At 57.7% G+C, this 15,087-nt stretch carries 9 protein-coding genes; 4 read left to right on the forward strand and 5 right to left on the reverse strand.

What is annotated here, in order from left to right:
* Positions 1-41: 41 nt before the first annotated feature.
* Together AAIH70_RS22695 and AAIH70_RS22700 are read left to right on the forward strand one after the other, a co-directional pair.
* The gene (locus AAIH70_RS22695; protein WP_430035749.1) at positions 42-4,778 is read left to right on the forward strand and encodes an NAD-glutamate dehydrogenase; all 4,737 of its coding nucleotides are present in this window, start codon (positions 42-44) and stop codon (positions 4,776-4,778) included.
* Between the two features lie 10 nt (positions 4,779-4,788).
* Positions 4,789-6,201, forward strand: coding sequence for an MFS transporter (locus AAIH70_RS22700; RefSeq protein ID WP_245519310.1), 1,413 nt, complete (start codon positions 4,789-4,791; stop codon positions 6,199-6,201).
* A gap of 9 nt (positions 6,202-6,210) precedes the next feature.
* Here the strand turns inward: AAIH70_RS22700 and purH are convergent, their stop codons facing one another.
* The 4 genes from purH to htpX all read right to left on the reverse strand — a co-directional run bounded on the left by purH (position 6,211) and on the right by htpX (position 12,038).
* Entirely contained in the window at positions 6,211-7,827 is a 1,617-nt protein-coding gene (purH, locus tag AAIH70_RS22705; RefSeq protein ID WP_132278617.1) for a bifunctional phosphoribosylaminoimidazolecarboxamide formyltransferase/IMP cyclohydrolase, read from the reverse strand.
* Between the two features lie 86 nt (positions 7,828-7,913).
* Positions 7,914-9,509: a heparinase II/III family protein gene (locus AAIH70_RS22710; RefSeq protein ID WP_132278882.1), complete on the reverse strand. Its 1,596-nt coding sequence runs from the start codon at positions 9,507-9,509 to the stop codon at positions 7,914-7,916.
* Positions 9,510-9,699: 190 nt separating this feature from the next.
* The gene (locus AAIH70_RS22715) at positions 9,700-11,085 is read right to left on the reverse strand and encodes an RsmB/NOP family class I SAM-dependent RNA methyltransferase (protein ID WP_430035751.1); all 1,386 of its coding nucleotides are present in this window, start codon (positions 11,083-11,085) and stop codon (positions 9,700-9,702) included.
* Positions 11,082-12,038 (reverse strand): zinc metalloprotease HtpX, encoded by a 957-nt coding sequence (gene htpX, locus AAIH70_RS22720; protein WP_132278613.1) that lies wholly within the window; start codon positions 12,036-12,038, stop codon positions 11,082-11,084. Before htpX ends, AAIH70_RS22715 begins: the two co-directional genes overlap by 4 nt.
* Before the next feature lie 108 nt (positions 12,039-12,146).
* Between htpX and AAIH70_RS22725 the strand changes: the two genes are divergently transcribed.
* Both AAIH70_RS22725 and AAIH70_RS22730 read left to right on the forward strand, forming a co-directional pair.
* Entirely contained in the window at positions 12,147-12,365 is a 219-nt protein-coding gene (locus AAIH70_RS22725; protein ID WP_132278611.1) for a DUF1674 domain-containing protein, read from the forward strand.
* Between the two features lie 249 nt (positions 12,366-12,614).
* Positions 12,615-12,857, forward strand: a complete 243-nt coding sequence (locus AAIH70_RS22730) for a hypothetical protein (protein WP_430035786.1) — start codon at positions 12,615-12,617, stop codon at positions 12,855-12,857.
* A gap of 70 nt (positions 12,858-12,927) precedes the next feature.
* On the opposite strand, the gene acs is transcribed toward AAIH70_RS22730, so the two are convergent.
* Positions 12,928-14,883, reverse strand: a complete 1,956-nt coding sequence (gene acs, locus AAIH70_RS22735; protein WP_132278607.1) for an acetate--CoA ligase — start codon at positions 14,881-14,883, stop codon at positions 12,928-12,930.
* Positions 14,884-15,087 lie beyond the last annotated feature (204 nt).

The raw sequence follows: 15,087 nt of genomic DNA on the forward strand, positions 1-15,087 counted from the left end.
CTGCCGCAGACGCCATAAAATGATCTGGGAGAGGAATGCCCATGGAAACGAAGCGCAATCCGAAAAAAGACAAGCAGATCGACGCGGCACGCCGCATCGCAACCAAGAATGCGCTTGATCCGCATCTCCTCTTCAGCCGGGCAAGCAAGGACGACCTTGCGAATTATACGCCCGAAATGCTCGCGCTTTCTGCCGAGCAGGCTCGAAAGGCGCTGGCCGGCTGGGACCACAAGGACGCTCGCGTACAAATCGAGGCGGTGGCCGGAATCGAACCGGCGGGTACTGCAGTGTCCGTGCTGACGATCGTCGATCACAATCAGCCCTTCCTCTACGACTCGGTCATGGGCGAAGTGACCAGCAGCTATCGCGATCTGACTCTTGCCGTTCATCCCATCCTGCATGTCGAAGACGGCAAGGAACCTGTTTTCCACCCCGGCGAGGCGCCGGTCGATTCGGAGCATACCGTCAGCCTGATCCAGCTGCACATCCCGCTGTTGACGCCGGAGCAGGTAAGCGACCTCAAACAGCGCATAGACAAGGTTCTCGGCCAGGTTCACCTCGCGATCCATGATTGGCAGGCCATGCTTGCCCGGCTCGATACGACGATCACCGACCTGACGGCGGTGGCGCGCAAAAAAGCCGAGCGCGATGAGGCACTCGCCTTCCTCGAATGGCTGCGTGACGACAATTTCACCTTCCTCGGCATGCGCGAATACACCTATTCGGGCAGTGGCAAGAATGCCCAGTTCGAGCGCGCCAGCGAACGTGGCCTCGGCATTCTGTCCGATCCGGACGTGCTTGTGTTGCGCCAGGGCAAGAGCGCCGTGATGACCACGCCGGAAATTCTCGAATTCCTCGAGGGACCGGATTTCCTGATTGTCACCAAAGCCAATGTCAAATCCGTCGTCCATCGTCGCGCCTATATGGACTATGTCGGCATCAAGCGCTTCGATGAGGCTGGCAAGGTCATCGGTGAGCTGCGTGTCGTCGGCCTGTTCACGGCAACCGCCTATACCCATTCGGTCAGCGAGATCCCGCTTATTCGCGCTAAAGCCAAACGCATCAAGGAGCATTTCGGCTTCGATCGGCTGAGCCATTCCGGCCGTATGCTCAAGAACACGCTCGAATCCTATCCGCGTGACGATCTTTTCCAGATTCACGCGGATGTGCTGATCAGGTTCTGCGAACAGATCATGGAACTGGCGGAGCGGCCGAGAGTACGGGTTCTGCCACGCATTGACCAGTTCGATCGTTTCGTATCCGTGATCATTTATGTTCCACGTGAAAACTACAATTCTTACGTGCGCGAAAAGGTTGGGGAGTACCTTTCCGCTACATACGAAGGACATGTTTCCGCCTATTATCCGGCTTTCCCCGAAGGCGGCATAGCCCGCGTCCATTTCATCATCGGACGAACAGGCGGCAAGACGCCGCGCATTCCGCAGCCAAAGCTGGAAGCAACCATTCGCGATATCGCGACCCCATGGAGCGAGCGTTTTGCGACATTGGCAGGGCCGCATCAACCCGTGCTGCACACAACCCAGGCCTATCAGGAAGCCTTTACGCCTGAAGACGTGTTTGGCGATCTGGACGACATCAACGCCTGCGCCAATGGTGAGCCGATCCGCATCGAGTTTTATCGAAGCGGTGCCGACGATGAGACAACGCTTTCGCTGAAGCTATTCCACCAGGCCGGCCAGCTTTCGCTGTCACGCCGCGTGCCGCTTCTGGAAAACCTGGGCTTCCAGGTCTTGAGCGAACAGACGTTTGAGCTTGAAGTCGAACAACAGGGCGCAAAAACGCTCGTCGTCGTGCATGACATGGAACTGCGCGTCAATGCCGACAGCAAGATCGACTTCGTCCGTCAGGCGCCGCAGCTCGAGGAAGCATTTCTCGATGCCTATTTCGGCCTGATCGACAATGACAGCTTCAATCGCCTCGTCCTGCTTTGCGGTGTTTCAGCGCGCGAAGTGACGGTTCTGCGGGCCTATGCCCGCTATCTGCGCCAGACCGGCATCGTCTATTCACAGAACCATATCGCCGACACGATGGCGCGATATCCGAAAATCGCCACCGATCTGCTGAAGCTTTTCCACGATGGCTTTGATCCAGAACTGAGCGACAAGAAGCGCCACAAAAAACTGTCCGAGCGCCATGACAAGATCGAAGCAGCGCTTGCCGATGTTCCCAATCTCGACGACGACCGCACGTTTCGTCGTTTCGCCAATGCCATCGATTCGACTCTGAGAACGAACTATTTCCAGCGCGACGAAAACGGCAAGCCCAATGCCATGCTTGCCTTCAAACTTGACCCGAAACAGCTCGACAACCTGCCAGAGCCGCGTCCATTTCGTGAAATGTTCGTCTATGGCACTGAGGTCGAAGGCGTGCACCTTCGTTTCGGCAAGGTTGCCCGCGGCGGTCTGCGCTGGTCTGATCGCGGCGAAGATTATCGAACGGAGGTGTTGGGCCTCGTGAAGGCACAGCAGGTCAAGAATGCCGTCATCGTGCCGGTTGGCGCCAAGGGTGGCTTCTTCCCCAAGAAGCTTCCGGTCGGCGGTAACCGCGACGAAATCTTCAACGCCGGTCGCGCTGCTTATATGACCTATATCCGCACGCTGTTGTCGATCACCGACAATATCGTCGACGGCGAAGTCGTCGCCCCGGCAGATACGGTACGCGTCGATGACGATGATCCCTATTTCGTCGTTGCCGCCGACAAGGGCACAGCCACCTTCTCCGATACGGCCAACGGCCTTGCCCAGGAAGCCGGCTTCTGGCTGGACGACGCCTTTGCCTCGGGCGGCTCGGCCGGTTACGATCACAAGAAGATGGGCATCACCGCGCGCGGCGCCTGGGAAACCGTAAAACGGCATTTCCGCGAGCAGGATATCGACATTCAAACCACGCCTTTCACCGTCGCCGGTGTCGGTGACATGTCGGGTGACGTTTTCGGCAACGGTATGCTGCTGTCACGCGAAATCCGCCTGATCGCGGCCTTCGACCATCGCGACATCTTCATCGATCCCAATCCGGATACGGTAAAAAGCTTTGCCGAGCGCGAACGTATGTTCGCGCTGCCGCGTTCGAGCTGGCAGGACTATGACCGCTCCGTCATGTCCAAGGGTGCGATGATCATTTCGCGGTCGGAAAAGTCGGTGAAGTTGACGCCGGAAGCGGCGGCCGCAATCGACCTTGGCAAAACCACGGCCACACCCTTCGAAATTCTCACGGCAATCCTGAAAAGCCCGGTCGATCTCCTGTGGTTCGGTGGCATCGGCACCTACATCAAGGCAACCTCCGAAACCGATGCTGAAGTGGGAGACCGTGCCAACGACCCGATCCGTGTGACGGCAGGCGAAATCCGCGCCAAGGTGATCGGGGAGGGCGCAAATCTTGGCGTCACCCAGAAGGGACGCATCGCCTATGCCTTGGCTGGCGGTCGCTGCAATTCCGACGCAATAGATAACTCGGCAGGCGTCAATTCTTCCGACGTTGAGGTCAATATCAAGATTGCTCTCAGCCCCGCGATGAAGGAAGGCCGCCTGCCGCGTGAAAAGCGCAATCGCCTGCTCACATCGATGACGGAAGAAGTCGCAGCCCTCGTCCTACGCAACAACTATCTTCAGTCGCTGGCAATCTCGCTTTCCGAACGCAAGGGCTTGCGGGACCGTGAAGTGCTGTCGCGCCTGATGTCGGTTCTCGAATCGCGCGGCCAGTTGAACCGCAAGGTGGAGACCCTGCCCGACGACCCGACCATGGCGGATCGTTATATTGCCGGCAAACCTTTGACCCGGCCGGAAATTGGCGTGCTTCTTTCCTATGCCAAGATTGTCCTGTTCGATGATATTCTCGAAAGCGCGCTGCCGGACGATCCGTTTATGGCGGTCACATTGGCCGACTATTTCCCGGCCGGCATGAAGAAGGCCTACGCCGCCAATATAGCTGGCCATCGTCTACATCGCGAAATCGTGGCGACCTTGCTCGCCAACGAAACGATCAATCGCGGTGGTCCCGGTTTTGTGCAGCAGATGGTCGACATTACCGGCAGCACACCGGCAGATGTCGTCAAGGCAGCCTTCCTGGCACGCGAAAGCTTTGGCCTGCCGCAGCTTTGGCAGGAAATCGATGCTCTCGATAATCAGCTTCCGGGCACGATCCAGAACATGCTCTACGCACGCGTCGAGGATATTTTCGCCGATGCAACCCGCCTGATCCTGCAGACCAAGACTGCCGATGGCCTTCTGGAAACAGCAGGCCGTCGTCTGGCCACAGCGATCAAGGGAATGCGCGCATCCCTGAAGGATCTGCCGGCCGATGCCGAACTGGAAACAGCCGGCATCTCGGAGGAACTTTCGCACAAACTGCGCGCTCTGCCGACACTCGTGTTGGCCCCGGAGATCATGGTCGTTGCCGAACGCACCGGCGAATCCCTGGCGCGCGCAACGGAAGCCTATTTTGCCGTCAGCGAAATCTTCCGTATCGGACGTCTGCTGGACTCCGGCGAACGGGTGACGACCACGGATCATTACGAAAGCCTGGCCCTGACCCGCAGCCTGCAGCAGATCACGGTCGCCCGCCGCGATATCGTTATTGCAGCGCTTTCGACACACGCCCGCGACAAGAAGCCGGTGGAAGCTTGGTATGCAGGTGACCGCCAGCGCGTCAACCGCATCAGCGCCGAGTTGATCGCGCTGAGCGATGGTGCGGATGTGACGCTGGCCAAGGTGACCGTGGCTGCCGGCCTGTTGGGCGATCTCGCCCATCGCAGCGCCTAGTCGCCGGCTAATGGGAACGGCGCCCAACTCGACCAGCAATCCCGCTCCGGAGCCAAGGACATCGCGCCTTGGTATCTGGGGCTGGATGTTGTTCGACTGGGCGGCCCAGCCATTCTTCACGGTGGTAACGACCTTCATCTTCGGGCCATATCTTGTGGCCCGGATGACCGAAGATCCAGTGGCCGCTCAGGCCGCATGGAGCAACATGGCGACCATCTCGGCACTGTTGATCGCCATCCTTTCGCCCGTGCTGGGATCCATTGCCGATCAATCCGGCGCACGAAAGCCATGGATCGCCTTCTTTGCCGTCATAAAGATCGCCAGCCTGGGGATGCTGTGGTTTGCAGCGCCCGGATCGCCGATCATCTGGCCGCTACTTTTCATGGTACTGGCCTCGCTTGCCGCCGAATTTTCGGTGGTCTTCAACGATTCAATGATGCCGCGGCTGGTCAGCGAGAAGGAGGTCGGGCGTATATCCAATATCGCCTGGGGGCTGGGTTATCTCGGTGGCATGCTGGTGCTCATACTGGTCGTGGCGTTTCTGGCCGGCGATCCTCGCAGCGGCTTGACCATCATCGGCATGGAACCGCTGTTTGGTCTCGATCCGTCAACGGGTGACGATGCACGCGTGACAGGCCCACTCTCGGCCATCTGGTATTTTCTCTTCATCCTGCCGATGTTCTTTTTCACCCCGGATGCCGCCAAGGGCCTGCCGCTGCGTCAGGCAGTCGTGTCGGGCTTGAGCGAACTGCGCGGCACGATCGGCGAATTGCGACATCGCCCGAACCTCATGCGCTTTCTGATTGCCCGCATGCTTTATCAGGATGGGGTCAACGGCCTGCTGATCCTCGGTGGCGCCTTTGCTGCCGGGATGTTCGGCTGGGCGACAATCGAGATCGGCATTTATGGCATCATTCTGAACGTCGTCGCGGTTTTCAGCTGTATCGCCGCCGGATGGATCGACCGCTCACTGGGTTCCAGAAAAGTCGTGATCATCAGCCTTGCCCTTTTGCTGGTGGCAACGGCGGGCATCATATCGACCAATCCGGGCAGCGTTCTTTTCGGGCTGCTGCCTCTGTCGATGGAAGATGGTGGCGGCCTGTTCGGCACCGCGGCGGAAAAGGCTTACATCCTGTTCGGAATGCTGATCGGCATTGCCTTCGGGCCAGTTCAGGCGTCGTCGCGCTCCTACATGGCACGCAGCGTGAGCCTATCGGAATCGGGTCGCTATTTCGGCATCTATGCCCTGTCAGGCAGGGCGACGAGTTTTCTCGCCACCCTGTTTTTCTCCATCGCCACCTATGCCACGGGTTCGGCCCATATCGGCATGGCGACGCTCGTCATCTTTCTATCGGCCGGCCTTGCATTGCTGGTCACAACGCCCGATCAGGCCAGAACGCCGGAAGAACCTCCGGCGCAATAAATTCCGACTTTAGTGCCGGAAATGGCGCATGCCGGTGAAGACCATTGCAATACCGTGTTCATCGGCAGCGGCAATCACTTCCGCATCTCGCATCGAGCCACCCGGCTGGATAACCGATGTAGCGCCAGCTGAAATGGCCGAAAGCAGGCCATCCGCGAACGGGAAAAACGCTTCCGATGCAACGGCTGAACCCTTCGTCATCGGCTCAGCCCAACCCATGGTCTTGGCAGCTTCCTCAGCCTTGAGACCGGCAATCCGAGCGGAATCGATGCGGCTCATCTGGCCGGCACCGATGCCGGCTGTCTGGCCCTGCTTCGCGTAAACGATCGCGTTGGATTTGACGTGCTTGGCAACCTTGTAAGCGAATTTCAGATCTTCCAATTCCGTCGGTGTCGGAGCGCGCTTGGTGACAACGCGCAGGTCGATGTCCTCGATCATGCCATTGTCGCGGGTCTGGACAAGTACGCCGCCAGCGACAGTCTTGGCGGTAATCCCGCGCGAGCGGGGATCAGGCAGACCGCCGGTGACGAGCAGGCGAAGGTTCGGCTTTTTGGCAATGATGGCCTTGGCCTCTTCAGACACTTCCGGCGCGATGATGACCTCGGTGAACAGCTTGACGATCTCTTCCGCCGTCTCGCCATCCAGCAACTGGTTAAGCGCGATAATGCCGCCAAAGGCAGAAGTGCTGTCGCAGGCAAGTGCGCGCATATAGGCATCTTTCAGCGTCGGGCCGGTAGCTACACCACACGGGTTGGCGTGCTTGATGATGGCACAAGCCGGGCCGTTATCGGCCGAAAATTCGCCGATCAGCTCAAACGCACCATCGGTGTCGTTGATGTTGTTGTAGGAAAGCTGCTTGCCCTGCAGAAGCGTGGCGGTTGCGACGCCCGGACGGTTTTCGCCGGTGACATAAAAGCCAGCGCTCTGGTGCGGGTTTTCGCCGTAACGCATCTCTTCCTTCAACACGCCACCGATGGTGCGGTAGCGCGGGATTTCGATGTCGAGCGCTTCGGCAAACCAGTTGGAGATAGTCGTGTCATAGGCCGCGGTGCGGGCATAGGCTTTTGCCGCCAGCTTCTGACGGAAGACGTAGGCGGTCTGGCCATCATTGCTGCGCAACGCTTCGATCAATGCCGGATAATCGGACGGATCGGTAACAATGGTCACATAGGCATGGTTCTTGGCAGAAGCGCGGATCATCGCCGGGCCGCCGATATCGATGTTTTCAACCGTGGTCGGGTAATCACCGCCGGCAGCGCGAACTTCTTCGAACGGGTAAAGATTGATGACGGCAAGATCGATGCCATCGATGCCGTGCTCCTTCATCGCCGCCACATGGTCTTCGTCGTCACGGATGGCAAGCAGGCCGCCATGCACGCTTGGATGCAGCGTCTTGACGCGACCATCCATAATTTCCGGAAAGCCGGTCACTTCCGAAACATCGGTGACCGCAAGGCCTGCTGCGGCAATGGCCTTATGCGTTCCACCGGTCGACAGAAGGCGTACACCCTGTTCAACCAGCGCTTGGGCAAGCTCGATGATGCCGGTCTTGTCCGATACCGACAAAAGCGCGGTACGGATTTTCACCTTGTCGGGAGCAGGGATTTTTTTGGACACGACGGCCATCGGGCTTCTCCATCTGGTCGCGCCCGTAGACGATCGGGCGCCTTAAGGCGCCGCGTTAGCACAGGTTTGAGAGAGAAGAAACCGCGCTATTCCGATCGTTTCAGCATCCAGCGGATTTCGGTGATCATCGGAAGCGTAAAGGTAATCGTCAACTGCTCCGTTTCGCGCACACCGGAAACATCGGCAAAAAAGATGTCTTCCTCGATTTCGACCTCAAGCCCGGGCGCCGTGAAAAGCCATGCATCTCCGTCAGGCGCATCCATCAGCACCGTTTCGGCATCGATCCTCGACAGGGAAATCGACGGATGGATATGGAAACGGGCAACGGCAACGAGATCCTTGGTTCCAGTACGCGTTGCGCCATCCGGCATATAAAAGCGATCATGGCCCTTGATCTTGGACCCTTTGACATTCATGCCGATTTCGCGGGAATGCAGGTAACCGAATTGGGCCAGATATCCATCATGCGTGGCGCTCAGCCAGTCATTGCCCTGCGCATCGTCCGAACGATCGCAATGCGTCACCTGAAACGGCTCCATCACGGACAGGCCAAACGGTGTTTTGGACAGTTTTGAGGACGAGGTTTCATTCAAGGTGATAGTGGAATGCGTAGCCGTGGCGCGGGCAAGCATTCTGTAGCTGCGGCCGGCAAATTTCGGCATGCCGGCATTGATGATGTAGCGATGCCGACCCGCCGACATTTCAAAGGCAAGGCAGCCCGCATGCGCCGCATGAGCAGCCTGGGCGGTTTCAGGCGCTCCGGTATCGACGATGACAGTCGTGTCGTCCGCTGCCAGCCGATGGTAGTGGATATGCGGTAGGGCCTTGAACGGTTTACCCGATGTCTCGTCATATCTGAGCACAGACAGGAGTTCCGTCGCAGGCGTTGCACTTGCGCCGTTGAACAGCGCGAGATCACCATCCTGATGACGGAAGAAGCGCAATGCCGGGTACATCCGGTCTATCGTCGGTATGAGCTTCTGCGGCACATCATGGCCAAGATTGATATAGGTCTGGCGCAAAGGCAAAAGATCAAGCAGCAGGTCAAGAACCAGCCGCGGGTTGCGTGATGCGTGGCCACCATCAGCGAGAATCTGACGTTCCAGTTCACGGTCTAGTTTTAGTCCCTGGCGGCGCAGGGCAGAAGGCGAGGACGGCATGGCGATTGCAGCCATGGCAAGTGCTATCTGCAGGCGCAGACGCGTCTCCGTTTCGGGCAAGTAATCGGCTATCTTGCGGAGATATTTGGCCTGGTAGGCGAGGCTCTTCATAAAGCGACGATAAAAGACGCTGTCACTGCCCTGCAGCACGACCGTCGAGTGCGACAGCCAGGCAATCAGCCGCTCGGCCGTGACATGCGGTTCCCAGGCGATACCCGAAATTCTCTTGCCGTGCAGGGCAATCCAGTTGGCCGTGATCGAACGCGCGTTCGCGCAGGCAGTATCGGTTTTTGCTGTCCGGATATGACGCAGCCAGGAGAAGGAATGCAGCCTTTCGGCAAACCCGCGCGACGGCAATTGCAGCGTGAACGGCGATTCCCCATCGGTGACCAGAACACGTCCGGCAAGGGGAAAACGCCCTTCGAGAATTTCCTCGGCAATGTAGGGATCGGTCGCGCGCAAATCGGTAGGCGCGACGATCAATCTGTCCGGTACGCGCAGAGACGGCCGGGTCAGCGGCATGCGCAAGGCCAGCCACGCCAGGCAAAACCTGTAACGAGCCTGCTGCAGGCCGGCGGAAAACGATCCCCGGCGATCTGCCACGCGTGTCGACAATGCAAAACTCCCACGAGCATGATGCGCCAGCCGTTATCCGGCGACGGAATCATCCTCCAAACCTAAAAAAGTATTGTCTTTTATGATGAAGAAACGGTTAGCGCGGAGAAAGCACTGCCGCAAAGAAGCCATCCATGCCGCCGGCAAAGCCGTCCGTTGGCTGAAGAAGCGCCGGAGTGGTGCGGAACTCGCCGAGCGGCGTGATGGCTGCTTCCAATCCGGGCCAAGCGGCTGGATCGACCGGCACGCGGACAATGTTGGGATTATCCGCAAGAACCTTGGCGACCAAGGCTTCGCCCTCGAGAGGATCGAGCGAGCAGTTCGAAAAAACGACAAGCCCGCCCGGCTTCACCAATGTGATCGCATGACGAAGCATACGCTCCTGTAGCACCGCCAGCTTGCCGATATCGTCTGGGCCTTTCGTCCAGAGCACATCAGGATGGCGCCGGGTCGTACCGGTGGACGAGCAGGGCGCATCAAGCAGTACACCGTCAAGCAACTCATCCGGCTTGAAGTCGAAAAGATCGGCCTGCCGCACCTCGACGGACAGCTTCAGGCGATCAAGATTTTCCTGCAATCTGCGCACACGATTGGCGGATTGCTCGATCGCAATCACATCGGCACCAGCTGCAGCAAGCTGAGCCGTCTTGCCTCCGGGCGCGGCACACAGATCCGCGATCCGTTTGCCCTTCAGATCGCCAAAAAGCTTGGCCGGGATCGCAGCAGCAGCGTCCTGCACCCACCAAACACCGTCTGCATATCCTTCAATGCCACCGACCGAACCTTCGAAAGCCGGAAGCCGTATGCTTCCAGTCGGAAGTATCCAGCCATGCAGCTTATCAGCCCAGCCCTCGACATCGGACTTGACGGTGAGATCAATAGCCGGCGGCCACAGCTGGGCCTCGGCAATGCGCATGGCATCTTCAACGCCATAGGCTTTGACAAGCCGTGCGTGGAACCAGGACGGCACCGGCGAAATTTCCGCAGTTCTCGCGAGAATATCGTCCTTCTCCCGCACCATACGACGCAGCACGGCATTCACCAGTTTGGCAAAACGGCGGTTTCGCGGATCGCGATTGGCCTGCTCGACTGCAAGATCAACAACCGCATGAGCGGGCACATCCAGATGCAGGATCTGGGCAGCAGCAACGATAAATACGTGATGGAGCGCACGAGCGCCTTCGGGAAGTGGCGTCTCGAGAAGAGAGTTGATGGCCGCCTCCAGACGCAGAAGATGGCGCAGAGCGGTCGTCAGAATTGCGCGCGTCAATGCACGGTCGGCATCGCTCAGCGCTTTGTAGGCTGCATTGCCCTGATTGAGATCAAGCATCCCATCGAGAGAAATCTTGCGATCAATCACCGCCCCAAGAAACTTGGCGGCGGTCATGCGCACTTCCAGGCCCGGCTTATCGGAAAAGACCGGGCGAGGGGGCCGCTGACCATTTCCTGATGTCGAAGATTTCTTGTTTTTGTTCTCGTTCAAGACCAGGGACCTTTGCGCGGTTCATCAGAGCCGCGGCCCCAGCCGGTATTGGGTACGGAACGTGCGGCGCGCTGGGGTTTAGCAGCCTGAAAGCCGCCAGTCGAGGTGGCACCATCGAAAGAACCGGCCATCTGTTGCAGGGCAGCGATCCGGTTATCGGTATTTGGGTGGGTGGAAAACAGATTGTCCATGCGCTCGCCGGACAACGGATTGATGATGAACATATGCGCGGTCGCCGGATTACGCTCGGCATCGTAATTCGGAATGGAATGTGCCGCGCCGGAAATTTTCGCGAGTGCCGAGGCAAGCCACATCGGATTGCCGCAGATTTCAGCACCTCTGCGATCGGCGGAATATTCGCGGGTGCGGCTGACCGCCATCTGCACCAGCATGGCTGCAAAGGGAGCCACGATCATGGCAACGATAGTGCCGACAATGCCAAGAGGGTTATTGCGATTGCCACTGAAGAACATGCCAAAATTCGCAAGCATGGAAATGGCACCGGCAAACGTCGCGGTGATTGTCATGATGAGCGTGTCGCGGTTCTGGATATGGGCCAGTTCGTGCGCCATCACACCCGCCACTTCCTCCGGTGTGAGACTTTCCACAAGACCGGTAGAGGCAGCAACGGCCGCGTTCTCGGGATTGCGGCCGGTGGCAAAGGCGTTCGGCTGCGGGTTGTCGTAAACGTAGACGCGCGGCATCGGCAGCCCTGCATTGGCCGACAAGTCACGAATCATATGGAAAAATTCCGGGGCGTTACGCTCGTCCACTTCCTGTGCATGGTAGGTGGACAGTACCATCCTGTCCGAATTCCAGTAGGAAAACAGGTTCATGCCGGCTGCGATCACAAGCGCGATCATCATACCGCCCTTGCCGCCGATCAAAAGGCCTACCCCCATGAACAAGGCCGTCATGAAGGCCAGAAGCATGGCGGTGCGCATCATATTCATCGTCATCTCTCCCGTTGCCAGTTAACCGAAGGGTTTTCCAATTGGCTTGAACGGCTTATGATGTGGGAAATTCAGCCTGACATTTCAATGAACCATCCGGTGACGTGAATGCAAACTGCCGACAATGATAATGCCGAATCCATGATAGAGCCAAACGTTACACACAAGCCGCTATCGCCAGCCGCACAACGTGCCCTGCAGGAAGCCGAGGAACGCCGCCAGGCGATTGCTCAGGCGGAAATGCCCGAAGAGTTTGGCGGCCGCGGCGGGGCCGATCCCGCCCGTTTTGGAGATTGGGAAATCAACGGTCGAGCAATCGATTTCTAAGTAAATATTCCTATTGATTTTCGGCATGAATTGGAATTTATTCCTTTTATGTCGAAAATAGTTATCGTCATCTCCGCCTTCCTGTCGGTCTTCATGACCGAAGCGTTGGCACGAGACGAAATCGCGGGACCTGTCGAAGCCGAGATATTGCGGATCATCGATGGCGATACTTTGCTGGTCGAGGCAAGACCCTGGCCGCAGCAACGCATGGAAGTCTATGTTCGCATCCGCGGAATCGATGCACCGGAAATGAAATCGAAATGCCCGCGCATTCGTGAAGCAGGCAGCGAAGCCCGAAAGGCCCTGGAAGGGCTGATGGCGCCATCCGAAAGAGTTCAGCTCATCCACATCTCCGGCGACAAATATTTTGGCCGGATCGTTGCGGACGTCATGTTGCCAGACGGCCGAAGTGCCGCCGACAGCATGCAACGCATGGGCTTGGTTCGGGCATATGATGGCGGCCGCAAGCCAACAGAGGTTTGCAATAGCTGAAAAAATCCGGCGGCGGCCGATTTGAAATTTGCGCAATAAGTAAGGGGCTTTCACCCCTTCCTTTCGCAAGTCAGGCGTCAATCTTGTTCTGACGATTGGCGATCAGATCGTCGACAACCGCCGGATCTGCAAGTGTTGACGTATCGCCAAGAGCGCCAAAATCATCCTCGGCAATCTTGCGCAGGATGCGGCGCATGATCTTGCCGGATCGTGTTTTCGGCAGGCCGGGAGCGAACTGGATCTTGTCCGGGGTGGCGATGGGTCCGATCTCGTTACGGACGTGTTTTACCAGTTCCTGTCGCAGCGTGTCCGTACCCTCATTGCCGGCCATCAGCGTGACATAGCAGTAGATGCCCTGTCCCTTGAGGCCGTGCGGGTAACCAACAACAGCGGCCTCCGACACGAGATTGTGGGAGACCAGAGCTGACTCGACTTCGGCAGTACCAAGACGGTGACCGGAAACGTTGAGAACATCATCGACACGGCCGGTGATCCAGTAATATCCGTCCTCATCACGACGGCAGCCGTCGCCGGTAAAATATTTCCCCTTGTAGGTGGAGAAATAGGTTTGAATGAAGCGTTCGTGATCGCCGTAAACGCTGCGCATCTGACCTGGCCAGCTGTCAATGATGCAGAGATTTCCGTCGGCAGCGCCTTCAAGAACATTGCCTTCATTATCGACGAGCTGCGGCTGGACACCAAAGAATGGTTTTGTCGCAGAACCCGGCTTGAGGTCGGTAACACCGGGCAGAGGCGTTATCATGTGACCGCCTGTTTCGGTTTGCCACCAGGTATCGACCACCGGGCACCGTTTGTCGCCCACCACGTTGTAATACCATTCCCAGGCTTCCGGATTGATCGGCTCGCCGACCGTACCAAGCAGACGCAGGCTGGAGCGTGAGGAGCGGGTGACAAAATCGTCTCCGACACTCATCAGCGAGCGGATCGCTGTCGGTGCGGTATAAAAAATGTTGACCTTGTGCTTGTCGACAATTTCCCAGAAACGCCCGCTGTCAGGGAAATTCGGCACACCTTCGAACATCAGCGTCGTCGCACAGTTCGCCATGGGGCCATAAACCAGATAGGAATGTCCCGTCACCCAGCCGACATCCGCCGTGCACCAGTAGATATCGCCATCCTGGTAGTCGAACGTGTATTCGTGCGTCATCGCCGCGTAGACGAGATAACCACCAGTCGTGTGCAATACGCCTTTCGGCTTGCCGGTGGAGCCGGACGTGTAGAGGATGAAAAGCGGATCTTCCGCCTTCATCTTCACCGGTTCGCAATGCGGTTTAACCGTGGCGATTTCCTGATGATACCAGAGGTCGCGGCCCGGCGCCCAATTGGTCTTGCCGCCGGTCCGGCGCACGACCAGCACCTTATTGACCGTGACATACTGGCGGGCGGCAATGTGAATGGCCTTGTCGGTGTTTTCTTTCAGCGGCACCGGCTTTCCGCCGCGCACGCCCTCGTCACAGGTAATCACGAACGTCGATTCACAATCAATGATGCGGCCGGCCAAGGCTTCCGGCGAAAAACCACCGAAAACCACCGAATGCACAGCGCCGATGCGCGCGCAGGCCAACATCGCGTAAGCGGCTTCCGGGATCATCGGCATATAGATCGTGACCCGATCGCCCTTCTTCACGCCGTGCTTCTTCAGCACGTTCGCCATGCGGCAGACCTGATCATAAAGCTGGTTATAGGTGATCTTTTTGTCGATGTAGGGATTGTCGCCTTCCCAGATGATGGCGGTGCGCTCCCCATGCGTCTTCAGGTGTCTGTCGATGCAGTTATAGGAGACATTGGTCAGGCCATCCTCGAACCACTTGATGGAAACCTTGCCTTTGAAGGAGGTATTCTTGACCTTTGTATAGGGCTTGAACCAGTCGATGCGTCGGCCGTGCTTGCCCCAGAACTTATCCGGATCCTCGATGCTCTCCTCGTACCACTTTTCATATTTTTCCTTGTCGATCAGTGCTTTTGCCCTCGTCGACTTGAGAACCGGATAGATTTTTTCGGACATGAAACTCCTCCCTCATTTGCGAGTCGGCACCTTGCATCTATCAACGTGCGACATTTTGGCATTCATACAAATTGGGGCGGGAGCGGCAATTAGACAAATGGAGATGAGAAGAGAGAATCCGATCGCAACGATCCTGTTTCTGAGAATTGCAATTCTGTCCCAATTCGATTATACGGCGTCTAATTCCCGGAAATGGTGGTTGAT

It is taken from the genome of Neorhizobium sp. BT27B (genome assembly GCF_050455485.1).
Taxonomy (GTDB): domain Bacteria; phylum Pseudomonadota; class Alphaproteobacteria; order Rhizobiales; family Rhizobiaceae; genus Neorhizobium.

Bases quoted from the DNA above. Each gene is read 5' to 3' on its own strand.
- AAIH70_RS22695 (WP_430035749.1), top strand. From the start codon at position 42: ATGGAAACGAAGCGCAATCCGAAAAAAGACAAGCAGATCGACGCGGCA.
- AAIH70_RS22700 (WP_245519310.1), top strand. From the start codon at position 4,789: ATGGGAACGGCGCCCAACTCGACCAGCAATCCCGCTCCGGAGCCAAGG.
- purH (WP_132278617.1), bottom strand. From the start codon at position 7,827: ATGGCCGTCGTGTCCAAAAAAATCCCTGCTCCCGACAAGGTGAAAATC.
- AAIH70_RS22710 (WP_132278882.1), bottom strand. From the start codon at position 9,509: ATGCCGCTGACCCGGCCGTCTCTGCGCGTACCGGACAGATTGATCGTC.
- htpX (WP_132278613.1), bottom strand. From the start codon at position 12,038: ATGAATATGATGCGCACCGCCATGCTTCTGGCCTTCATGACGGCCTTG.
- AAIH70_RS22725 (WP_132278611.1), top strand. From the start codon at position 12,147: ATGCAAACTGCCGACAATGATAATGCCGAATCCATGATAGAGCCAAAC.
- AAIH70_RS22730 (WP_430035786.1), top strand. From the start codon at position 12,615: ATGAAATCGAAATGCCCGCGCATTCGTGAAGCAGGCAGCGAAGCCCGA.
- acs (WP_132278607.1), bottom strand. From the start codon at position 14,883: ATGTCCGAAAAAATCTATCCGGTTCTCAAGTCGACGAGGGCAAAAGCA.